Source organism: Pseudoroseomonas sp. WGS1072 (assembly GCF_049340465.1).
GTDB lineage: Bacteria > Pseudomonadota > Alphaproteobacteria > Acetobacterales > Acetobacteraceae > Pseudoroseomonas.
The window spans coordinates 2,564,355-2,585,082 of record NZ_JBMPSU010000001.1; the positions used below are offsets into that span (position 1 = coordinate 2,564,355).

A 20,728-nucleotide genomic window follows, 5' to 3' on the forward strand; every position below is an offset into this window, starting at 1 on the left:
GGCCGCTCCCTGCGGGAACGGCCTGTCGGACGACGACCTGCCGGGAATAAGGCCGCCGCCGAACCCGTGTCAGCCGGCGGCGGGGCGCGGTGCCCGGGGTGCGCGGCGCGCCTGGGCCTGCTGACGGTGATGACGCTTGTGGGCCGTGGCGTGATGCCGCTTGGCCGCGTGGGGGCGCTGGGCCTGCTGCTCCGCCCGGGCGGGGGTGCGGGCCTCGGCCGGGGTGGCGTGGCCGGCAAGGGCGAGCGGCGCGGCCAGGGCCAGGGTGGCGAGCATGAGGCGGAGCGAGCGGAGCATGCTGTGCGATATCCTGATGCGGAACCGCGATCCTGCGGTCCGTCCCCGATACTCTGCCGCCGGCCTTCTCTCGCCAGCATGGGCCGGCGCTGAATTAACCGTAAGACGGGCCGATCGGAGCGGGCCGGTCAGAGCAGGCAGAGCTCCTCCAGGCTGCGCCGCAGCGCCGCCGGCAGGTCGGTAAGGCCCTCGGCCGGGGTGGCGCCCGGGGCCAGGTCGGGCGGCGCCACCTCGGCGGCCAGGTAGCGCCAGCCCTGGAAGGGCTTGACCGGCCGCGCCGCCACCGGCGTCAGGACGGGGTCCAGCACCAGGGCGGTGTGCGGCGTGCCGTCGGCGCCCGGCTCCTGCCGGATCTCGAGGATGCGCTGGCGCACGCTGACGAAGCCCGCCACCACCCAGTAGAGCGAGCCGCCCTCCAGGATCTCCTCCGCCCGCTTCGGCGCCATGCGGGTCAGGTGGCGCAGCGGCGGGTCCAGCGCCACGCGCCGCGCCTGGGCGGCGCGGAGGGCGGCGATGTCGCGGGGGCCGACGCAGAGCTTCAGGATATGCAGCACGCCGCATGATCTACGCCGCGCCGGCGCCGGCGCAAGGGCGGGGCCCCGGCGCGGCCGGACCGGCCTTCCCTCAAAACGGTTGCGCCATCCGCCCGGCGGGCGTTAAGCCAGCGCGCTTTTTTGCCCGGACGGTCCGGCTGGCCATCGCCGGGGACCCGGGCCCATCGGGAACCATCGAGAAGGAGATGCGCGGCATGGGCTACCGGGTTGCGGTCGTCGGCGCCACCGGCAATGTGGGGCGCGAGATCCTCAAGACCCTCGCCGAACGGGAATTCCCGGTCAGCGAGGTGATCGCCCTCGCCTCGGGCCGCTCCGCCGGGCAGGAAGTCTCCTTCGGCGAGCGGGCCGTGCTGAAGGTGCGCAACCTGGAGACCTTCGATTTCGAGGGCGTCGATATCGGCCTCTTCTCGCCGGGCGCCTCGGTCTCCGCCATCCATGCGCCGCGCGCCGCCGCCGCGGGCTGCGTGGTGATCGACAACACCAGCCAGTTCCGCATGGAGCCGGACGTGCCCCTGGTGGTCCCCGAGGTCAATCCGCAGGCGCTGAAGGGCTTCCGCAAGCGCAACATCATCGCCAATCCGAACTGCTCGACCATCCAGATGGTGGTGGCGCTGAAGCCGCTGCACGAGATGGCCCGGCTGCGGCGCGTGGTGGTCGCCACCTACCAGTCGGTCTCCGGCGCCGGGAAGGAGGCGATGGACGAGCTCTTCACCCAGACCCGCGGCGTCTTCGTCAATGACGCGGCCTCGCCCGAGGTCTTCACCAAGCCCATCGCCTTCAACTGCATCCCCCATATCGACAGGTTCATGGAGGACGGCTTCACCAAGGAGGAATGGAAGATGGCGGTCGAGACCCGCAAGATCCTCGACCCCGACATCCAGGTGGTGGCCTCCTGCGTCCGCGTTCCGGTCTTCATCGGCCATGGCGAGGCGGTGCATGCCGAGTTCGAGCGGCCCATCACGGTGCAGCAGGCCTGGAAGGCGCTGCGCGAGGCGCCGGGCATCACCGTGCTCGACCACCGCGAGGATGGCGGCTACGCGACCCAGGTCGAGATCGCCGGGGAGGACCCGGTCTTCGTCTCCCGCCTCCGCGCCGATCCCACCGTGCCGAATGGCCTGGCCTTCTGGTGCGTCGCCGACAATCTGCGCAAGGGCGCGGCGCTGAACGCGGTGCAGATCGCCGAGGAGCTGGTGCGGCAGGGCCTGCTGGCGCGCTGAGCCGCTCACGGAAGCGTGTCCGATTGCGGCGGCGGCGCCCCGGTACCGCCGCCGGCCGGCCGCGATCCCGGCAGAACCTCCAGGGCGTGAACACGGCTGGAGGATGACCCCATGCGCAAGCCCCTGTTGCATCTCGGACTGCTCGCCGGCCTCGGCCTGGCGCTCGCCGGCTGCACCGATCCCTACAATCCGGGCCAGAGGGCCATCGGCGGCGGGCTGCTCGGCGCCGGCGCCGGGGCCGGGGTGGGCGCGCTGACCGGCGGCAATGCCGGCACCGGCGCGCTGATCGGTGGCGCGCTCGGCGCCGTGGGCGGCGCCGCGACCACGCCGGAGCGGCCGCCGCCAGCCTATTACGGCGGCGGCTACGGCCCGCCTCCGGGAGCGGGATACCGTCCGGGCCGCGGCTACGGCTATTGAGGCGCGCCGCCATGGCACCGGAGATGGCTGCCCTGCGTTGACGCTTTGTGGCGGCGCGCCATAAAAGGTGCGTGCACAAGGCCCTGGCCCGCCGCTGCCCCGGCGGGCTTCTGGGCGCCTCGACATTCGCGGAGCGGGATCGGTCCATGGCCCTTACGAACAACGCGCGCGATGCGACCATGATGGGTCGCCGCACCGATGGGACGGTCATCCGCCGCCCTCTCTCGCCGCATCTGCAGGTCTACGACATGCTGCAGATCACCAGCGGCCTGTCCATCTCGCACCGCATCACCGGCAGCATCTGGGCCGGTGGCCTGCTCTTCATGGTCTGGTGGCTGGTGGCCGCCGCCGCCGGGCCCGGACCCTTCGCCACCGCGCAGTGGTTCTTCAGCTCCTTCCTCGGCATGCTGATGCTCTTCGGCCTCTCCGCCGCCGCCTGGTACCACACCCTGGCGGGCATCCGGCACCTGATGTGGGATGTCGGCTACGGCTACGACCTGCCGACGACCCACCGCACCGGCCGTGCCGTGCTGATCGGCACCGGGGTGCTGACGGTGCTGACCTGGCTGATCGTCATCATCGCCTGGGGCTGAGCACATGAGCGACAAGAAGCTTCACATCGCGCAGATGCGCTCGCCGCTCGGCCGGGTGCGCGGCATGGGCTCGGCCAAGCAGGGTTCGCATCACTGGTGGATGCAGCGCGTGACCTCGATCGCGCTGCTGCCGCTGATGCTGTGGTTCACCCTCTCGGTGGCCACCATGGGCGGCATCAGCTACGCCGAGACGATCGCCTGGATCGGCCACCCGCTGAACGCCGCGCTGCTGCTGCTGACCGTCGGCATCGCCTTCCATCACACCGCCTCCGGCCTGCAGGTCCTCATCGAGGATTACGTCGCGGACGAGTGGAAGCGCACCGCCGCGGTCCTGCTGATCAAGGGCGCCTGCCTGCTGCTCGCCGTGCTCTCGGCGGTGGCGGTGCTGAAGATCGCCATCTGAGCGCCGGGGCCGCCCGGCCGGGCGCGCCCCTGGCGATTGCTCTCTGCACAATCGGGCGCCCCCTTCGCGCGCCGAGCCAGTAACGGAAGATCGGGACGATGAACGCGATCACCATGCCTTCCTCAGGCGCCTACCGCATCGTGGACCACACCTATGACGTGGTGGTCGTGGGGGCGGGCGGCGCCGGGTTGCGCGCGACCTTCGGCATGGGTGCCGCGGGGCTGAAAACCGCCTGCATCACCAAGGTCTTCCCGACCCGCAGCCACACCGTGGCGGCGCAGGGCGGCGTCGGCGCGGCGCTCGGCAACATGGGCGAGGACGACTGGCGCTGGCACATGTACGACACCGTGAAGGGGTCGGACTGGCTGGGCGACCAGGACGCCATCGAGTACATGTGCCGCGAGGCGGTGCCGGCGATCATCGAGCTGGAGCACTTCGGCGTGCCCTTCAGCCGCACCGAGGACGGCCGCATCTACCAGCGGCCCTTCGGCGGCCACATGCAGAACTACGGCAAGACGCCGGCGATGCGCGCCTGCGCCGCCGCCGACCGCACCGGCCATGCCATCCTGCACACGCTCTACCAGCAGTCGCTCAAGCACAACTGCGAGTTCTTCGTCGAGTACTTCGCCCTCGATCTGATCATGGAGGACGGCGCCTGCCGCGGCGTCATCGCCTGGTGCCTGGAGGATGGCTCGATCCATCGCTTCCGTGCCCAGACGACGGTGCTCGCCACCGGCGGCTATGGCCGCGCCTATTTCTCCTGCACCTCGGCGCACACCTGCACGGGCGATGGCGGCGGCATGGTGCTGCGTGCCGGCCTGCCGCTGCAGGACAACGAGTTCGTGCAGTTCCACCCGACCGGCATCTACGGCTCCGGCTGCCTCGTCACCGAGGGCGCGCGGGGCGAGGGCGGCTACCTCACCAATTCCGAGGGTGAGCGCTTCATGGAGCGCTACGCGCCGACGGCGAAGGATCTGGCGTCCCGCGACGTCGTCTCCCGCGCCATGTCGATGGAGATCCGCGAGGGGCGGGGCGTCGGCCCGCACAAGGACCACATCCACCTGCATCTGGAGCACCTGGGCGCCGACCTGCTGCACGAGCGGCTGCCGGGCATTTCCGAGACCGCGAAGATCTTCGCCGGCGTGGACGTGACCAAGGAGCCGATCCCGATGCTGCCCACCGTCCACTACAACATGGGCGGCATCCCGACGAACATCCACTGCGAGGTGCTGGCCGCGACCGGCACCGACCAGGACAAGGTGGTGCCCGGGCTGATGGCGGTGGGCGAGGCGGCCTCGGTCTCGGTGCACGGCGCCAACCGCCTCGGCACCAACTCGCTGCTCGACCTCGTGGTCTTCGGCCGCGCCGCCGCGCTGCGCGCCGCCGAGACCGTCAAGCCGGGCGCGACCCAGGCGCCGCTGCCGCCCAAGGCCGGCGAGGCCTCGCTCGAGCGGCTCGACCGGGTGCGCTACGCCAAGGGCGATACCTCGGTCGCCGAGCTGCGCCTCAACATGCAGCGCACCATGCAGACCCATGCCGCCGTCTTCCGCACCGCCGAGCTGCTGAAGGAAGGCGTGGAGAAGATGGACAAGGTCGCCGCCGGCTATGCCGATATCCGCATCGCCGACCGCAGCCTGATCTGGAACAGCGATCTGGTCGAGGCGCTGGAGCTGGACAACCTGATCGGCAATGCGCTGACCACGGTGGTCGGCGCCGAGGCACGGCACGAGAGCCGTGGCGCCCACGCGCATGAGGACTATCCGGAGCGCGACGACGCGAACTGGATGAAGCACACCCTCGCCCGCGTGAACGAGAAGTACGAGGTTTCCCTCGACTACCGCGACGTGAAGATGCGGACCCTCACCAACGAGGTTCAGGTCTTCCCGCCCAAGCCGCGCGTCTACTGAGGAAGGAGCGGGATCATGGCCACTTTCACCCTGCCCAAGAACTCGACCATCGGCACCGGCAAGACCTATGCGGCCGAGCCGGGCGCGAAGAACGTCAAGTCCTTCAAGATCTACCGGTTCGACCCCGACACGGGGGAGAACCCGCGCTACGACACCTACGAGATCGATCTCGACAAGTGCGGCCCGATGGTGCTGGACGCGCTGATCAAGATCAAGAACGAGGTGGACACCACGCTGACCTTCCGGCGCTCCTGCCGCGAGGGGATCTGCGGCTCCTGCGCGATGAACATCGACGGGATGAACACCCTCGCCTGCCTGAAGCCGATCGAGGATGTGAAGAAGGACGTGCGGGTCACGCCGCTGCCGCACATGCCGGTGGTGAAGGACCTGGTGCCGGACCTGACGCATATCTACGCGCAGCTCCGCTCGGTCGAGCCCTGGCTGAAGTCCGACACGCCGGCGCCGCCGGATGAGGAGCGCCGCCAGTCCAAGGAGGAGCGCGCCAAGCTGGACGGGCTGTGGGAGTGCATCCTGTGCTTCTGCTGCTCCACCGCCTGCCCCTCCTACTGGTGGAACGGCGACCGCTACCTCGGCCCGGCCGTGCTGCTGCAGGCCTATCGGTGGATCGCGGATTCCCGTGACGAGTATGCGGGCGAGCGCCTCGACAATCTCGAGGACCCGTTCCGCCTCTACCGCTGCCACACCATCATGAACTGCACCGCGACCTGTCCGAAGGGGCTGAACCCCGCCAAGGCCATCGGCAAGATCAAGGAGCTGATGATCGAGCGCCAGGGCTGAGGCCCGCGACGCCGGCGACGACGGACAAGGCCTGCCGGGAGACCGGCGGGCCTTTCCTTTTTCCGGCCGGCTTCAGCCGAGGGTCGGATCGGCCCCCAGCCCCGCCTCCGGACTGTCCTGCAGCAGGGAGCGCGCGGCCTGATGGTTCATGGTCGTGATCACCTTCCCCTCCTCCACGGAGGCGACGGCGGAGATCGGCAGGTAATGGTGCTGGCCGTCCTCGGAATCCGAGCGGGTCAGCTTGATGAAATCGCCCTCGACATGGTCCACGGTGCCAACATGGCGGCCGCAGGAGCCCAGGATTTCGGCGTGTTCGGTGATTTTGGACTTGTCGATCATTGTGGCTCTCCTCAATCATTGCTTCGATCGCGACACGTTAACGAACGGCGCGAGGAAGGGATGCTTAAAAAGCCCGAGAAAACATAGATATCACTCTGACGGCTCATGTGCCGTATGAGCTTCGTCGGCTAACATCCCGTCTTGCCGAGCCGGGCATTAACCTTTATGCCGCAACGCGATGCTTGGCCCGACGATGCCGGGGGCGGCGCCGACCGCCCCATCCACCGCCGACGGACCGCTTCCCGCCTATCGCGCGAAGGTTGCGGCGGGCGAACTGCGTTCCGACCCCGCCCAGGCCCTGGCCGCCGAGACCCTGCAGGACCTCTGGCGCCGCACCCGCGGGTACGAGCCCCGGCATGAGGAGCCCGGCAAGGAGGGCGGCGGCTTCATGAGCCGCTTCTTCCGCCGCAAGCCGGTGGACGAGGCACCGGGCGACGCGCCGCGCGGCCTTTATCTGGTGGGCGAGGTCGGCCGCGGGAAGTCCATGCTGATGGATCTCTTCTTCGCCTGCGCCGACGTGCCGCGGAAGAAGCGCATCCACTTCCACCAGTTCATGCAGCAGTCGCATCAGCGCATCCATGCCTGGAAGAGGCAGCACGGCGACACGGCCGACCCGATCCCGCCGCTGGCCGACCAGATCCTGGCCGAAGCCTCGCTGCTCTGCTTCGACGAGTTCCAGGTCCATGACATCGCCGATGCGATGATCCTGGGGCGGCTCTTCGAGGCCCTTTTCGCGCGCGGCACCGTCATCGTCGCCACCTCGAACACCGCGCCGGACGACCTCTTCAAGGGGCGGCCAGGGCGGGATGCGTTCCTGCCCTTCATCGCCCTGATCAAGAAGCACGTGGCGGTCCTGCAGCTGCAATCGGCGCAGGATTACCGGCGCGACCGCATCCAGGGCCTGCCGACCTGGCACGTGCCCGCCGACGGGCGGGCCGAGCGGGCGCTCGACGCCGCCTTCAAGGAGCTGACCGGCCGGCCGCGCGGCGAGCCCGAGGTGATCAGCGTGCTGGGCCGCCGTGTCGAGATCCCGCAGGCGGTGGGCGGCGTGGCGCGGGCCGAATTCGACGACCTCTGCGGCAAGCCGCTGGGACCGGCCGACTACCTGGCCCTCGCGACCCACTACCACACCCTGGTGCTGGACGGGGTGCCGCGCCTGGGGCCGGACAATTTCGACCGGGCGCGGCGCTTCATCACCCTGATCGACACGCTCTACGAGCACCGCTGCAAGCTGGTGGCCTCCGCCGCCGCGGTGCCGGACCGTCTCTACGAGCAGGGCGAGAACGCGGCGATGTTCCAGCGGACCGCCTCGCGCCTGGTCGAAATGCAAAGCCACGATTATCTCGGCCTGCCGCATCTCACATGAGGTTGCGGCGGGCGGAAAAAAGGAGCCGACGATGCGCCTGATCCCGCTCTGCCTGCTCGGCCTGATGGCGGCCGCCATCGCGACGGCGGCCGCGCCTCCGGCCGAGGCCGCCGGCCGCGAGGCCGCGGCCAGCAAATCCTCCAAGGCCGCCCATCCCGCCCGCTCGGCATCCCGGCAGACCGCGTCGGCCTCGCGCAGCGCGTCCCGCCCGGCTGCCGGCAACTACCGGGCCGTGGTGGCGCGGCCGGGACAGCTGATCGCCCCCGGCACCCGGCTCCGTCCGCAGGCCAAGGCGCCGGCGCGGCGGCAGGTCATGGCCTCGGGCTCCTGGCAGGCCGGGCTGCCGCTGGCCAGCGGAACGCAGCGCGAGTGTCCAGTGGGGACCATTTCCACCCTGGCGCGCGGTCACGATGATGTGGTTCGCTGCCTTCCGCTCTGACGGATGACGTGATCTGATCCGCCTCGGGAGCCACGCTATTTGGCGCTGGCCCGCCTTGCCCGCCCCGGTGGGGCGGAGTAGGTAGCCGCTGCACGTTCTCCGGAATTCGCCTCCCATCGTCAGCTCGGGAAGGAGCCTCTGTATGGCCCGCAAGAAGATTGCGCTGATCGGCGCCGGCAACATCGGTGGCACGCTCGCCCACCTGATCGGCCTCAAGGAACTGGGCGACGTCGTCCTGTTCGACGTGTTCGGCGGCGTCGCGGCCGGCAAGGCCCTGGACATCATGCAGTCCGGCCCTGTGGATGGCTTCGACAGCGCCATGTCCGGCGGCAGCGACTATGCCGCCATCGCCGGCTCGGATGTGGTGATCGTCACCGCCGGCTTCCCGCGCCAGCCCGGCATGAGCCGCGACGACCTGGTGGCCAAGAACGCCGGCGTCATCGCCCAGGTGGCCGAGGGCATCAAGCAGCACTGCCCGGACGCCTTCGTCATCGTCATCACCAACCCGCTCGACGCGATGGTCTGGGTGATGCAGCAGAAGTCCGGCCTGCCGCCCGAGAAGGTCGTCGGCATGGCCGGCGTGCTGGACAGCGCCCGCTTCCGCCTGTTCCTGGCGCAGGAGTTCAACGTCTCGGTCGAGGACGTGACCGCCTTCGTGCTCGGCGGCCATGGCGACACCATGGTGCCGCTGACCCGCTATTCCACCGTGGCCGGCATCCCGGTGCCCGACCTGGTGAAGATGGGCTGGTCCACCCAGGAGAAGATCGACGCCATCGTGGCGCGCACCGCCAATGGCGGCGGCGAGATCGTCAAGCTGCTGGAGAAGGGCTCGGCCTTCTACGCGCCGGCGGCCTCCGCCATCGCCATGGCGGAGAGCTACCTGAAGGACAAGAAGCGCGTCCTGCCCTGCGCCGCCTGGCTGACCGGCCAGTACGGCGTGAAGGATCTCTATGTCGGCGTGCCGGTCGTGATCGGTGAGAAGGGCGTGGAGCGGATCGTCGAGGTGGAGTTCACCGAGGCCGAGGCCGCCGCCTTCAAGAAGTCCTGCGCCGCGGTGCAGGAGCTGCTGGATGCCTCCAAGAAGCTGGTTGGCTGAAGGACCCCGCGCATGAACATCCATGAGTATCAGGGCAAGGAGCTGCTGCGGCGCTACGGCGTCGCGGTGCTCGACGGCCACGTCGCCTGGACCGCGGACGAGGCCGCCGAGGCGGCCGGGAAGCTGCCGGGCCCGGTCTATGTGGTGAAGAGCCAGATCCACGCCGGCGGGCGCGGCGCGGGGCGCTTCAAGGAGGACCCGAACGGCAAGGGCGGCGTGCGCGTCGTCAAGTCGGTCGAGGACGTCCGGGCCGCCGCCGAGGCGATGATCGGCAAGACGCTGGTGACCAAGCAGACCGGCGAGGCCGGCAAGCTGGTCAGCCGCGTCTATGTCGAGGACGGCTGCGACATCAAGCGGGAGCTCTATCTGTCCCTGCTGGTGGACCGCGAGACCTCGCGCGTGATCATCATGGCCTCCACCGAGGGCGGCATGGAGATCGAGGAGGTCGCCGAGCACAGCCCGGAGAAGATCCTGAAGGTCACGGTCGATCCGGCCGCAGGCATCTCCGGTTGGCACGCCCGCAAGCTGGCCTTCGGGCTCGGCCTGGAGGGCAAGCAGGTCGGCGTCTTCGGCAAGTTCGTGACGGCGCTCTACACGGCCTTCATCGAGCTCGACTGCGCCATCGTCGAGATCAACCCGCTGGTGGTGACCGGCGCGGGCGACGTGGTGGCGCTCGACGCCAAGGTCTCCTTCGACGACAACGCCCTGTTCCGCCACAAGGATCTGGAATCGCTGCGCGATGACAGCGAGATGGACCCGAAGGAGCTGGACGCGGTCAAGCACGACCTCAACTACGTCGCGCTCGACGGCGAGATCGGCTGCATGGTGAACGGCGCCGGCCTCGCCATGGCGACGATGGACATCATCAAGCTCTATGGCTCCTCGCCGGCGAACTTTCTCGATGTCGGCGGCACGGCGACGGCCGACCGCGTGACGGAAGCCTTCCGCATCATCACCTCGGACAGCAACGTCAAGGCGATCCTCGTCAACATCTTCGGCGGCATCGCCAAGTGCGACATGATCGCGACCGGCGTGGTGCAGGCGGCGAAGAACCTGACCCTGTCGGTGCCGCTGGTCGTGCGCCTCGAGGGCACGAATGTCGAGCTGGGCAAGCGGATCCTGGCCGAGAGCGGCCTGAAGATCATCCCGGCCGACAACCTGGCCGACGCCGCCGAGAAGGTGGTCGCCGCCGTGAAGGGAGCCAAGTAAGATGGCCATCCTGGTCGACGCGAACACCAAGGTCATGACCCAGGGCTTCACCGGAGCCCAGGGCACCTTCCATGCCGAGCAGGGCATCGCCTACGGCTCGAAGTATGTCGGCGGCGTGACGCCGGGCAAGGGCGGGCAGACCCACCTGAACCTCCCGGTCTTCAACACCGTGGCCGAATGCGCGGAGAGGACCGGGGCCACCGCCTCGGTCATCTACGTGCCGCCGCCCTTCGCGGCCGATTCCATCCTGGAGGCGATCGACGCCGAGATCCCGCTGATCGTCTGCATCACCGAGGGCATCCCGGTGCTCGACATGGTGAAGGTGAAGCGGGCGCTGTCCGGCTCGAAGTCGCGGCTGATCGGCCCCAACTGCCCGGGTGTGATCACTCCGGACGCCTGCAAGATCGGCATCATGCCGGGCCATATCCACAAGCGCGGCTCGGTCGGCATCGTCTCCCGCTCGGGGACGCTGACCTATGAGGCGGTGGCGCAGACCACCTCGGCGGGCCTCGGCCAGTCCACCTGCGTGGGCATCGGCGGCGACCCGGTGAAGGGCACCGACTTCACCGAGGTGCTGGAGATGTTCCTGGCCGATCCCGAGACGCAGTCGATCGTCATGATCGGCGAGATCGGCGGCCAGTCGGAGATCGAGGCGGCCGAGTTCCTGGCGCGCGAGAACAAGGGGCCGAAGGCCAAGCCGGTGGTCGGCTTCATCGCCGGCGCCACGGCGCCTCCGGGCCGCCGCATGGGTCATGCCGGCGCCGTCATCTCCGGCGGCAAGGACACGGCGGCGGCGAAGATGGACGCCATGCGGACGGCCGGCATCCATGTCGCCGAAAGCCCCGCCGCCCTGGGCTCGACCATGGTGAAGGCCCTGCGCGGCTGATGTTTGCTGCGGCGCAGCAATCCTTGCGGCGATACGGGCCCGCCATGCGGGTCCGGCATGCGCCTCTGCAAGAATCTGCGCCAATGTACTATCTTCCAGAGCGCCGTCCCTATATCGGGGGCGGCGCTGCCTTTTGTGGCACCTGAGACCGTGAGACACCGCCCCGCCCGATGGTGGTGCGGGCGAGGAGGAGATGATGGCCGGTATCGACATCCTGGCAAGCGCGATGACGGGGGCGAATGCCACCTTCCTCGCCGACCTCTATGCGCGCTGGGTGGAAAATCCGGACAGCGTGGACACCTCCTTCCAGGAGCTCTTCGCGGCCCTCAATGACGATGCCCGCGCGGTGCTGCACGACGCCACGGGCGCCTCATGGGCGCCCCGCCCGCGCGGTGGCTTCGCGCCCGAGCCCGAGGCCGCTCGGACGGATGGCAAGGCGGATGCGAAGGCGGCGGGCAAGGCCGGCGGCCTCGATCTCGCCGCGGCCCGCCGGCAGGCGCAGGATTCGCTTCGCGCCCTGATGCTGATCCGCGCCTATCGCGTGCGCGGGCATCTGGAAGCGAAGCTCGACCCGCTGCACCTGCAGACGCCCAAGCCGCATCCGGAGCTGGATCCGGCGACCTACGGCTTCACCGAAGCCGACATGGACCGGCCGATCTTCATTGACCGGGTGCTGGGACGCGAGACGGCGACGCTGCGCGAGATCGTGCAGATCCTCCGCGCCACCTATTGCGGCCCGATCGGCGTCGAGTTCATGCACATCCAGGACCCGGAGCAGAAGGCCTGGATTCAGCAGAAGGTCGAGGGCGCGCCCTGGTCCCGGATCTTCGACGCGGATGCCAAGCGCTCCATCCTGCAGCAGTTGACCGAGGCCGAGGGCTTCGAGGCCTTCTGCGCCCGCAAGTATGTCGGCACCAAGCGCTTCGGTCTCGAGGGCGGCGAAGTGACGATCCCCGCGCTGCAGACCATCATCGCCGCCGCGGCGAAGGAGGGTGTGGACGAGATCGCGATCGGCATGCCGCATCGCGGCCGGTTGAACACCCTGGTGAACGTGGTGAAGAAGCCCTTCACCCAGGTCTTCGCCGAGTTCAAGGGCGTGATGGCCAACCCGGACGATGTCCAGGGCTCGGGCGACGTGAAGTATCACCTCGGCACCTCGACCGACATCGAGATCGAGGGCCGGCAGGTCCATCTCTCGCTGCAGCCCAACCCCTCGCATCTCGAGGTCGTCGATCCGGTGGTGGTCGGCAAGGTGCGCGCGCGCCAGGACATGGCGGGCGACACCAAGGGCCGCCGCAGCGTCATGGGCATCCTGCTGCATGGCGACGCCGCCTTCGCCGGCCAGGGCGTGGTCTATGAGACGCTGGCGATGAGCCAGCTCATTGGCTACCGCACCGGCGGCACCGTGCATGTCGTGGTGAACAACCAGATCGGCTTCACCACCGTGCCGCTGCATGCCTATTCCGGCCTTTATTGCACGGACGTGGCCAAGTCGGTGCAGGCGCCGATCCTGCACGTCAACGGCGACGATCCCGAGGCGGTGGTGTTCTGCGCCCGGATGTCGGCGGAGTACCGGATGAAGTTCGGCGCCGATGTGGTGCTGGATATCGTCTGCTACCGCCGGCATGGCCACAACGAGACGGACGAGCCGGCCTTCACGCAGCCGCTGATGTACGCCCGGATCAAGCAGACGCCGACCACCCGCACGCTCTACGCCGAGCGTCTGGCCAAGTCCGGCGACGTGCCGGCCGAGGACGGCAAGGCCATGCTGGATGCCTTCAACGTCCAGATGGAGGAGGCCTACCAGGCGGCCCAGACCTTCAAGCCCAACAAGGCCGACTGGCTGGAGGGGCACTGGTCCGGGCTGAAGGCCGCCGGCTCGGAGGATGCCGAGAAGGAGGACGGCACCGCCGTGGCGCTCGACACGCTGCGCGAGATCGGCGCCGCGCTGGCGCGCCTGCCGGAGGGCTTCAACGCCAATTCCAAGATCGTCCGCCAGCTCGAGGCGAAGCGGAACGCCATCGAGACGGGCGAGGGGATCGACTGGGCGACCGGCGAGGCCCTGGCCTTCGGCTCGCTGCTGGTCGAAGGGCACCGCGTCCGCCTCTCGGGCGAGGACGTGCAGCGCGGCACCTTCAGCCACCGGCACTGCGTGCTGGTCGATCAGACCAACCAGGCCGAGTACATGCCGCTGAACAACATCCGCGACGGTCAGGCGCGGATGGAGGCCTTCAACTCGCTGCTCTCCGAGATGGGCGTGCTGGGCTTCGACTACGGCTATACCCTGGCCGATCCGCAGACCCTGGTGCTGTGGGAAGCGCAGTTCGGCGACTTCGCCAACGGCGCGCAGGTGGTGATCGACCAGTTCATCGCCAGCGCCGAGACGAAGTGGCTGCGGATGTCGGGCCTCGTGATGCTGCTGCCGCACGGCTATGAGGGGCAGGGGCCGGAGCATTCCTCCGCCCGGCTGGAGCGCTACCTGCAGCTGTGCGCCGAGCGCAACATGGCCGTCTGCAACTTCACCACCCCGGCCAACTACTATCACGCCTTGCGCCGCCAGCTGAAGCGCAACTACCGCAAGCCGCTGGTGGTGATGACGCCGAAGTCGTTGCTGCGCCACAAGCTGGCGGTGAGCAGCCTGGCCGATTTCGCGCCCGGCAGCACGTTCCAGACCGTGATCCCTGAGACCGATGCCATCGCCGCGCCGGACCAGGTGAAGCGCGTCGTGCTCTGCACCGGCAAGGTCTATTACGATCTGCTGCAGGAGCGGCGCGACAAGGGCGTGAAGGACGTGGCCATCGTCCGTCTGGAGCAGATGTATCCCTTCCCGAAGAACAGCCTGGCCCGCGTTCTGGGCGAGTACAGGAATGCCGAGGTCGTGTGGTGCCAGGAGGAGCCCGAGAACATGGGCGCCTGGACCTTCGTGGACCGGCGGATCGAGAAGGTGCTGAAGGCGCTGGGCGGCAAGGCGACGCGCCCCGTCTATGTCGGCCGCGAGGAGGCGGCGAGCCCCGCGACGGGTTCGGCCAAGGTTCATCAGCAGCAGCAGGAAGCCCTGGTGCGTGAAGCGCTCAGCCTGTCCTGACGTTATTGCGAGCACGCACCGGTAAAGAAGCGAGACGATACATGACCGAGATCCTGGTTCCGACCCTGGGCGAGAGCGTGACCAGCGCCACCGTGGCGCGCTGGATGAAGAAGGCTGGCGAGGCGGTGGCAGCCGATGAGCCGCTGGTGGAGCTGGAGACGGACAAGGTCACGGTGGAGGTGAATGCCCCCGCCGCCGGGGTGCTGGAGGCGATCAGCGCCGATGAGGGCGCCGAGGTCGAGCCGGGTGCGCTGCTCGGCACCATCGCCGCGGGCGACGGCGCGGGCGCCGGGAAGGTTTCCCCCAAGGCGACCGAGAAGCCGGCGGAGAAGCCCACGGACAAGCCCGCCGGTGGCGCCGCTCCGAAGGTGGAGGCGCCGCGCCAGGAGAGCGGCCCGGTGTCGCGCCCGGGGGGCAGCGGCCATGCGCCGCTGCCGGCCGCCGCCAAGATGATGGAGGAGAACAGCCTCACCGCCGAGCAGATCGGCACCGGCACCGCCAAGGACGGCCGGGTCAGCAAGGGCGACGTGCAGGCCTTCCTCTCCCGTCCCGCCCCCGAGGCGCCGAAGCCCGCCGCCAAGGCGCCGCGCCCCCTGGAGGGCGGCGAGGAGCGGGTGAAGATGACCCGCCTGCGCAAGACCATCGCCAACCGGCTGAAGGAGGCGCAGAACACCGCCGCCATGCTGACCACCTTCAACGAGGTGGACATGACGGCCGTGATGGCGCTGCGGTCCGAGTACAAGGACGCCTTCGAGAAGAAGCTCGGCACCAAGCTCGGCTTCATGTCCTTCTTCGTGAAGGCCTGCGTGGCGGCGCTGAAGGACTATCCGGCGGTCAATGCCGAGATCGACGGCGACGAGCTGGTCTACAAGAACTTCGTGCACATGGGCATCGCGGTGGGTGGCCCCTCCGGCCTGGTCGTGCCGGTGCTGAAGAACGCCGACCAGATGTCCTTCGCAGAGATCGAGAAGAGCATCTCCAACTTCGGCAAGCGCGCCCGTGACGGCCAGCTGAAGCTGGAGGAGCTTTCGGGTGGCTCCTTCACCATCACCAATGGCGGCATCTACGGCTCGCTGATGTCGACGCCGATCCTGAACCCGCCGCAGTCGGGCATCCTGGGCATGCACAAGATCCAGGAGCGCCCGATGGTGGTGGGCGGCAAGATCGAGATCCGCCCGATGATGTACCTGGCGCTGTCCTACGACCACCGCATCGTCGACGGGAAGGAGGCCGTGTCCTTCCTGGTGCGCGTCAAGGAGAGCATCGAGGACCCGCGGCGCCTGCTGCTCGACCTCTGATCCGCGTGGCGGCCGGGGCTGTCCCCGGCCTGCCCTCACGGCCAGGATCGCCGCGCGCGGTCCTGGCCGTTTTGCTGTCCGGGCTCAGGAATCGATGCTGAGATTGAGCCGCGTCACCATCTCCTTCTCATAGGCGGCGCGGCGCACCACGAAGTCGCGATAGGCCTCGCTGTCGAGATAGGCGAGCGGCATGTCCCAGCGGTCGCGGATGGCGGTGTTCTCGGGCGAGAAGAGGGCGGTGCGGAAGGCGTCGTGCAGCGCGCGCACCACGCCCGGGTCCATCCCCTTCGGCCCGGCGATGCCGTAGGGCGAGGTCACGACCATGTCGTGGCCCAGCTCGCGCAGTGTCGGCACGTCCGGCAGGCGCTTCACCCGCTCGGCGGTCCAGACGCAGAGGGCGCGGAAGGTGCCGGCCTCGGCCTGCGGCATCCAGGCGGAACTGTCGGCGATGCTGTCGATCTGCCGGCCCATCAGCGCGGTGACGCCCTCCGTCGTGCCCCGGAAGGGCACATGGGTGAGCTCGATGCCGGCCCGCGAGCACAGATCCTCCATGGCGATGTGGTTCGTCGTGCCGATGCCGCTGGTGGAGTAGGTCAGCAGGCCCGGCTTCGCCTTGGCCGCCGCGACGAAGCTCGCCCAGTCCTTGTAGGGGCTGTCGCCGCGGACGACGACACCGAAAAGCCAGCCGGTGAGGCCGATGACCGGGGTGAAATCCTCCACCGGGTCCCAGGATTTGGCGCGGGTGAGGAAAGGGTGCCGCAGCACCGAGAGATGGTGCTGGGACAGGGTATAGCCATCGGGCGCTGCCTGCAGCAGTTGCTGCGCCCCCAACAGGCCGCGCGCGCCCGAGCGGTTCTCGATCAGCACGGGCTGGCCGAGGGTGCGGGTCGCGAGGTCGGCCAGGGAACGGATCTGCGCGTCCGAGGAGCCGCCGGGGGGCCAGGGCAGGAGCAGGCGGATCGGCCGGTCGGGGAAGCGGCCCTGGGCCAGGGCCGGGCGGCTCAGCGAGGCGGCGCCGAGCGTCACGCCGGACAGGGCGAGCAGCCTGCGTCGCGACAGGGCGCGCAAGGGGTGATACGGCATGGATCGTCTCCCATCAGGGCGCCTTCACGGCGCCTCCTTCTGCGCGCCAGATTGGCAGAAGCCTTGCCCACGCCGCAACAGGAGGAGTCGCGCCTTCACCGGCACCTGCGAATGGCGGCACGTCGCCGCCACCCCCTTGCCGCGCGGGCGCTGGCGGGCCAGTTTGCCGGCCAGTTCTGCTTCGTCTCATCCTCCTGTCAGCTAAGGGTGCTTGCCCATGTCCGAGAGCTTCGACGTCATTGTCATCGGTGCCGGCCCCGGCGGCTATGTCTGCGCCATCCGGGCCGCGCAGCTCGGGCTGAAGGTGGCCTGCGTCGAGCAGCGCGAGACGCTCGGCGGCACCTGCCTCAACGTCGGCTGCATCCCCTCCAAGGCACTGCTGCAATCCTCGGAAAGCTTCGACGAGACGAAGCACAAGTTCGCCGAGCACGGCATCCTGGTCGATGGCGTGAAGCTCGACCTCGCCCGCATGCAGGCGCGCAAGGGCGAGGTCGTGACGGCCAACACCAAGGGCGTCGAGTTCCTGTTCAAGAAGAACAAGATCACCTGGCTGAAAGGCAAGGGGAAGATCCTCGCCGCCGGCAAGGTGGAGGTCGCCGGCCAGACCTACGAGACGAAGAACATCGTCATCGCCACCGGCTCCGACAGCGCGCCGCTGAAGGGCGTCGAAGTGGACGAGAAGCAGATCGTCACCTCGACCGGCGCGCTGGAGCTGGAGAAGGTGCCGGGCCATTTCGTGGTCATCGGCGGCGGCGTGATCGGGCTGGAGCTGGGCAGCGTCTGGCGCCGCCTGGGCGCGGAGGTCATGGTGATCGAATATCTCGACCGCCTGGTGCCCGGCATGGACGCCGAGACCGCCAAGCAGTTCGAGCGGATCCTGACCAAGCAGGGCATCAAGTTCCGGCTGAAGTCCAAGGTGACCGGCGCGGCGAAGTCGGCCGATGGCGTGACGCTGACCGTCGAGCCCGCCGCCGGCGGCGCGGCCGAGGAGGTCAAGGCCGATGTGGTGCTGCTGGCCATCGGCCGCCGCGCCTATACCGAGGGTCTGGGCCTCGCCGAGGCCGGCGTGGAGCTGGACGAGCGCGGCCGGGTGAAGACCGACAGGCATTTCGCCACCAACGTTCCGGGCGTCTACGCCATCGGTGACGTCATCGCCGGGCCGATGCTGGCGCACAAGGCCGAGGATGAGGGCGTCGCCCTGGCCGAGCGGCTGGTCGGGCAGGCCGGGCACGTGAACTACGGCGTGATTCCCGCCATCGTCTACACCTGGCCCGAGATCGCCAGCGTGGGCGAGACCGAGGAGGAGCTGAAGGCGCGCGGACAGGCCTACAAGGTCGGCAAGTTCCCCTTCATGGCCAATGGCCGCGCCCGCGCCATGGGCGACACGGACGGCTTCGTGAAGATCCTGGCCGACAAGGAGACGGACAGGGTGCTCGGCTGCCACATCCTGGGCCCGGATGCCGGCACGCTGATCGCCGAGGTCGCCATCGCCATGGAGTTCGGCGCCAGCGCCGAGGATGTGGCGCGCACCTGCCATGCCCACCCGACGCTGTCGGAGGCGGTGAAGGAGGCGGCGCTCGCCGTGGACGGCCGGCCTCTGCACATCTGAGGCGGGACATCCGAGACGGGGCAGGGGAGGGATCTCCCCCGCGCCCGGGAGGCGATGCGGCATGTCCAGGGTGACCCGGGCCACCCAGGCCCTCGACAGGGCGGGGATCGCCTTCGCCCTCCGCGAATATGCCTATGATCCGGAGGCCGCAAGCATCGGCCTCCACGCCGCCGCCGCCATCGGCGAGCCGCCGGCGCGGGTACTCAAGACGTTGATGGCGGCGGTGGACGGCCGGCCGGTCTGCGTCGTCATCCCTTCGGACCGCGAGGCCAGCATGAAGCGGCTGGCCGCGGCCTTTGGCGGCCGCCAGGCGCGGATGCTCAGCCCGGCCGAGGCGGAGCGGATCACCGGCTATCACGTCGGCGGCATCAGCCCCTTCGGCCAGCGGCGCGCCGTGCCGGTGGCCATCGAGGCCTCCGCGCTCTCCGAGCCCTACATCTTCGTCAATGGCGGGCAGCGCGGCCTGCAGCTCCGGCTCGATCCCGCCGCGGCCCTGGCGGCGCTGGGCGGTCGAGCGGCCCCGCTGATCGCATGACCTCCGGCTTGAGATGGCGGGCCGGACGGGCCATCTGCGGAGCATGGTCGCTCTCCGCCCGTCCTGGAAACGCCGGCTTGCCGGGTGGAGCCTCCTTCTCCTGGGCGTGATCGGCCTGATCCTGCCTCTGCTGAACGGGACGATCTTCCTGCTGCTGGGCCTTTTCGTGCTGCGGGAGCAGTATGTCTGGTCGCAGCGCTGCCTCGCCTGGTGCGACCGCCGCTGGCCGGGACGCCTGGACTCCCTGGCCGCGGTGGAGGCGAAGATGCTGCGGTGGTGTCGCGAGAGCGGGGGCCGGCTGCGCCGCCGCCTGGGGCTGGGTTGAGGCCGGGCCGCCTCGGGGAGTTGTCGCCACCCGCCATTGACTTGGCGCGATCTCCCCCTCGAAACTGCGCCAACTATCCATATGGGGACCTCGGATGAGCTGCCGCGATCATGTTCTGGCGGGTTTGGACCTGAGGAATTCCCTGGGCATCGAGGTCGGCCCCCTGGCCTCGCCGCTGGTGACGCGCGCCGAGGGGCGGATCATCTATGTCGATCACATCGACACGGCGGGCCTGCGCGCGAAGTACGCCGGGCGCCCCGGCATCGATGTCGAGAACATCGTCGAGGTGGACGCGGTCTGGGGCGACAAGACGCTGCGCGAGGCCGTCGGGGAGGGCGTGACGGCCGACTACCTGCTGGCCTCCCACCTCATCGAGCATGTGCCGGACCTGCTGGGCTGGCTCGAGGAGGCGCGCTCGGTGCTCCGTCCCGGCGGCAAGCTGCGGCTGGTGGTGCCGGACCGGCGCTTCACCTTCGACTATCTCCGGCGCGAGAGCCGCCTGTCGGACGCCCTCCACGCCAGCCTCGTGAAGGCGCGGGTGCCGCAGCTGCCGGCGCTGCTGGATCACATCCTGGAAGCCGTCACCCTCGATGCGCGGCAGGCCTGGCAGGCGTCGCCGGACCCGGAGAGCCTGCCGCGCATCCATGATCTCGGCCTGGCCCAGCGCATCGGGCGGGATGTGCTGGAGAACGGCACCTATCACGACGTGCATTGCTGGGTCTTCACCCCCGCCTCCTTCGCCGGGCTGATGGAGCGCGCCTCCGGGCTCGGCCTGGTGCGGTTCAGCTGCGAGCGGTTCTTCGACACCGCGCCCGACGAGGTGGACTTCACCGTGGCCATGGAGGTCAGCGATGACCCCGCCGCCGCCGCCGCGAGCTGGCGCCGCATGCGGGAGGCCTGCGCCGACCTGCCACCACGTGCGGCGGCGACCGTCGCGGCTCCCACGCCGGCGGAGCGGGAGGCGGAGCATGAAGCCCTGGCGCGGGCACGCGAGGAACGGGCCGAGCAGCGGGTGCGCGCCGAGCTGGCCCCTCAGCTCGCCGCGCTGCAGCAGGAGAAGGCGGCCGTGCTGGCGGAACTCGCGGCGATGCGGGCCTCGCGCCTCTGGCGCCTCCTCTCCCCCTGGCGCCGGCTGCGGGGGCAGCACCACGATACCATCCCGGCGGCCGCGTCGGCGCAGCCCGGCGCCCTGGCGAAGGGCGAGCGCCTCGGCTCCTCCACCGCGCCCCAGGCGCATGGCGGATGAGCTAGAGCATTTGTTCTTGCGAGCAT

At 69.5% G+C, this 20,728-nt stretch carries 21 protein-coding genes; 17 read left to right on the plus strand and 4 right to left on the minus strand.

Annotation, left to right across the window (positions count from 1 at the left end):
• Positions 1-69 precede the first annotated feature (69 nt).
• Complete coding sequence (locus ACF3NH_RS12120) at positions 70-297, minus strand: hypothetical protein (RefSeq protein ID WP_198366498.1); 228 nt, start codon at positions 295-297, stop codon at positions 70-72.
• A gap of 128 nt (positions 298-425) precedes the next feature.
• A complete protein-coding gene (locus ACF3NH_RS12125; RefSeq protein ID WP_422923098.1) occupies positions 426-851 on the minus strand; it encodes a DUF1489 family protein in 426 nt (141 codons plus the stop codon).
• A gap of 194 nt (positions 852-1,045) precedes the next feature.
• Between ACF3NH_RS12125 and ACF3NH_RS12130 the strand changes: the two genes are divergently transcribed.
• From ACF3NH_RS12130 to ACF3NH_RS12155, 6 genes are all read left to right on the plus strand, one after another.
• Positions 1,046-2,068, plus strand: coding sequence for an aspartate-semialdehyde dehydrogenase (locus ACF3NH_RS12130; protein WP_198366501.1), 1,023 nt, complete (start codon positions 1,046-1,048; stop codon positions 2,066-2,068).
• 111 nt (positions 2,069-2,179) lie between these two features.
• On the plus strand, positions 2,180-2,485 hold the full coding sequence (locus ACF3NH_RS12135; protein ID WP_422923100.1) for a hypothetical protein: 306 nt from the start codon (positions 2,180-2,182) through the stop codon (positions 2,483-2,485).
• Positions 2,486-2,631: 146 nt separating this feature from the next.
• Complete coding sequence (gene sdhC, locus ACF3NH_RS12140) at positions 2,632-3,078, plus strand: succinate dehydrogenase, cytochrome b556 subunit (protein ID WP_422923102.1); 447 nt, start codon at positions 2,632-2,634, stop codon at positions 3,076-3,078.
• Between the two features lie 4 nt (positions 3,079-3,082).
• Positions 3,083-3,481, plus strand: coding sequence for a succinate dehydrogenase, hydrophobic membrane anchor protein (sdhD, locus tag ACF3NH_RS12145; RefSeq protein ID WP_422923104.1), 399 nt, complete (start codon positions 3,083-3,085; stop codon positions 3,479-3,481).
• A gap of 98 nt (positions 3,482-3,579) precedes the next feature.
• Entirely contained in the window at positions 3,580-5,388 is a 1,809-nt protein-coding gene (gene sdhA / locus ACF3NH_RS12150; protein WP_422923106.1) for a succinate dehydrogenase flavoprotein subunit, read from the plus strand.
• A 15-nt stretch (positions 5,389-5,403) separates the two neighbouring features.
• On the plus strand, positions 5,404-6,186 hold the full coding sequence (locus ACF3NH_RS12155) for a succinate dehydrogenase iron-sulfur subunit (RefSeq protein WP_198366506.1): 783 nt from the start codon (positions 5,404-5,406) through the stop codon (positions 6,184-6,186).
• A gap of 72 nt (positions 6,187-6,258) precedes the next feature.
• Here ACF3NH_RS12155 and ACF3NH_RS12160 read toward each other — a convergent pair whose 3' ends face one another.
• Complete coding sequence (locus ACF3NH_RS12160; RefSeq protein WP_422923109.1) at positions 6,259-6,525, minus strand: DUF2171 domain-containing protein; 267 nt, start codon at positions 6,523-6,525, stop codon at positions 6,259-6,261.
• Positions 6,526-6,703: 178 nt separating this feature from the next.
• On the opposite strand from ACF3NH_RS12160, the gene zapE reads away from it, so the two are divergent.
• The 7 genes from zapE (at position 6,704) to odhB (ending at position 15,904) form a co-directional block, all read left to right on the plus strand.
• Positions 6,704-7,891, plus strand: a complete 1,188-nt coding sequence (zapE, locus tag ACF3NH_RS12165; protein WP_198366508.1) for a cell division protein ZapE — start codon at positions 6,704-6,706, stop codon at positions 7,889-7,891.
• 31 nt (positions 7,892-7,922) lie between these two features.
• Positions 7,923-8,330, plus strand: a complete 408-nt coding sequence (locus tag ACF3NH_RS12170) for a hypothetical protein (RefSeq protein ID WP_198366509.1) — start codon at positions 7,923-7,925, stop codon at positions 8,328-8,330.
• Between the two features lie 142 nt (positions 8,331-8,472).
• Entirely contained in the window at positions 8,473-9,426 is a 954-nt protein-coding gene (gene mdh, locus ACF3NH_RS12175; RefSeq protein ID WP_198366510.1) for a malate dehydrogenase, read from the plus strand.
• 12 nt (positions 9,427-9,438) lie between these two features.
• A complete protein-coding gene (gene sucC, locus ACF3NH_RS12180) occupies positions 9,439-10,635 on the plus strand; it encodes an ADP-forming succinate--CoA ligase subunit beta (protein ID WP_198366511.1) in 1,197 nt (398 codons plus the stop codon).
• Between the two features lies 1 nt (position 10,636).
• Positions 10,637-11,521, plus strand: a complete 885-nt coding sequence (gene sucD, locus ACF3NH_RS12185; protein ID WP_198366512.1) for a succinate--CoA ligase subunit alpha — start codon at positions 10,637-10,639, stop codon at positions 11,519-11,521.
• A gap of 196 nt (positions 11,522-11,717) precedes the next feature.
• Positions 11,718-14,606 carry a 2-oxoglutarate dehydrogenase E1 component gene (locus ACF3NH_RS12190; RefSeq protein ID WP_422923113.1) on the plus strand — a complete coding sequence of 963 codons (2,889 nt, stop codon included), beginning with the start codon at positions 11,718-11,720 and terminating at the stop codon, positions 14,604-14,606.
• Positions 14,607-14,647: 41 nt separating this feature from the next.
• Entirely contained in the window at positions 14,648-15,904 is a 1,257-nt protein-coding gene (gene odhB, locus ACF3NH_RS12195; RefSeq protein ID WP_198366514.1) for a 2-oxoglutarate dehydrogenase complex dihydrolipoyllysine-residue succinyltransferase, read from the plus strand.
• A gap of 84 nt (positions 15,905-15,988) precedes the next feature.
• On the opposite strand, the gene ACF3NH_RS12200 is transcribed toward odhB, so the two are convergent.
• Positions 15,989-16,987, minus strand: coding sequence for a tripartite tricarboxylate transporter substrate binding protein (locus ACF3NH_RS12200; protein WP_422923115.1), 999 nt, complete (start codon positions 16,985-16,987; stop codon positions 15,989-15,991).
• Between the two features lie 217 nt (positions 16,988-17,204).
• Between ACF3NH_RS12200 and lpdA the strand changes: the two genes are divergently transcribed.
• From lpdA to ACF3NH_RS12220, 4 genes are all read left to right on the plus strand, one after another.
• A complete protein-coding gene (lpdA, locus tag ACF3NH_RS12205) occupies positions 17,205-18,596 on the plus strand; it encodes a dihydrolipoyl dehydrogenase (protein ID WP_422923117.1) in 1,392 nt (463 codons plus the stop codon).
• A 61-nt stretch (positions 18,597-18,657) separates the two neighbouring features.
• Positions 18,658-19,131 (plus strand): Cys-tRNA(Pro) deacylase, encoded by a 474-nt coding sequence (ybaK, locus tag ACF3NH_RS12210; RefSeq protein WP_198366517.1) that lies wholly within the window; start codon positions 18,658-18,660, stop codon positions 19,129-19,131.
• A gap of 13 nt (positions 19,132-19,144) precedes the next feature.
• The gene (locus ACF3NH_RS12215; protein WP_422923120.1) at positions 19,145-19,456 is read left to right on the plus strand and encodes a PGPGW domain-containing protein; all 312 of its coding nucleotides are present in this window, start codon (positions 19,145-19,147) and stop codon (positions 19,454-19,456) included.
• Positions 19,457-19,550: 94 nt separating this feature from the next.
• A complete protein-coding gene (locus tag ACF3NH_RS12220) occupies positions 19,551-20,702 on the plus strand; it encodes a methyltransferase domain-containing protein (protein ID WP_198366519.1) in 1,152 nt (383 codons plus the stop codon).
• Positions 20,703-20,728 lie beyond the last annotated feature (26 nt).

Excerpts from the sequence above, each read along its gene's own strand:
- ACF3NH_RS12200 (WP_422923115.1), bottom strand. The coding sequence starts at position 16,987 with ATGCCGTATCACCCCTTGCGCGCCCTGTCGCGACGCAGGCTGCTCGCC.
- ACF3NH_RS12160 (WP_422923109.1), bottom strand. The coding sequence starts at position 6,525 with ATGATCGACAAGTCCAAAATCACCGAACACGCCGAAATCCTGGGCTCC.
- sucD (WP_198366512.1), top strand. The coding sequence starts at position 10,637 with ATGGCCATCCTGGTCGACGCGAACACCAAGGTCATGACCCAGGGCTTC.
- lpdA (WP_422923117.1), top strand. The coding sequence starts at position 17,205 with ATGTCCGAGAGCTTCGACGTCATTGTCATCGGTGCCGGCCCCGGCGGC.
- odhB (WP_198366514.1), top strand. The coding sequence starts at position 14,648 with ATGACCGAGATCCTGGTTCCGACCCTGGGCGAGAGCGTGACCAGCGCC.
- ACF3NH_RS12155 (WP_198366506.1), top strand. The coding sequence starts at position 5,404 with ATGGCCACTTTCACCCTGCCCAAGAACTCGACCATCGGCACCGGCAAG.
- ACF3NH_RS12120 (WP_198366498.1), bottom strand. The coding sequence starts at position 297 with ATGCTCCGCTCGCTCCGCCTCATGCTCGCCACCCTGGCCCTGGCCGCG.
- ACF3NH_RS12215 (WP_422923120.1), top strand. The coding sequence starts at position 19,145 with ATGGCGGGCCGGACGGGCCATCTGCGGAGCATGGTCGCTCTCCGCCCG.
- ACF3NH_RS12135 (WP_422923100.1), top strand. The coding sequence starts at position 2,180 with ATGCGCAAGCCCCTGTTGCATCTCGGACTGCTCGCCGGCCTCGGCCTG.
- ACF3NH_RS12220 (WP_198366519.1), top strand. The coding sequence starts at position 19,551 with ATGAGCTGCCGCGATCATGTTCTGGCGGGTTTGGACCTGAGGAATTCC.
- mdh (WP_198366510.1), top strand. The coding sequence starts at position 8,473 with ATGGCCCGCAAGAAGATTGCGCTGATCGGCGCCGGCAACATCGGTGGC.
- ACF3NH_RS12170 (WP_198366509.1), top strand. The coding sequence starts at position 7,923 with ATGCGCCTGATCCCGCTCTGCCTGCTCGGCCTGATGGCGGCCGCCATC.
- zapE (WP_198366508.1), top strand. The coding sequence starts at position 6,704 with ATGCTTGGCCCGACGATGCCGGGGGCGGCGCCGACCGCCCCATCCACC.
- ACF3NH_RS12130 (WP_198366501.1), top strand. The coding sequence starts at position 1,046 with ATGGGCTACCGGGTTGCGGTCGTCGGCGCCACCGGCAATGTGGGGCGC.
- sdhD (WP_422923104.1), top strand. The coding sequence starts at position 3,083 with ATGAGCGACAAGAAGCTTCACATCGCGCAGATGCGCTCGCCGCTCGGC.
- ACF3NH_RS12190 (WP_422923113.1), top strand. The coding sequence starts at position 11,718 with ATGGCCGGTATCGACATCCTGGCAAGCGCGATGACGGGGGCGAATGCC.
- sdhC (WP_422923102.1), top strand. The coding sequence starts at position 2,632 with ATGGCCCTTACGAACAACGCGCGCGATGCGACCATGATGGGTCGCCGC.
- sdhA (WP_422923106.1), top strand. The coding sequence starts at position 3,580 with ATGAACGCGATCACCATGCCTTCCTCAGGCGCCTACCGCATCGTGGAC.
- ybaK (WP_198366517.1), top strand. The coding sequence starts at position 18,658 with ATGTCCAGGGTGACCCGGGCCACCCAGGCCCTCGACAGGGCGGGGATC.
- sucC (WP_198366511.1), top strand. The coding sequence starts at position 9,439 with ATGAACATCCATGAGTATCAGGGCAAGGAGCTGCTGCGGCGCTACGGC.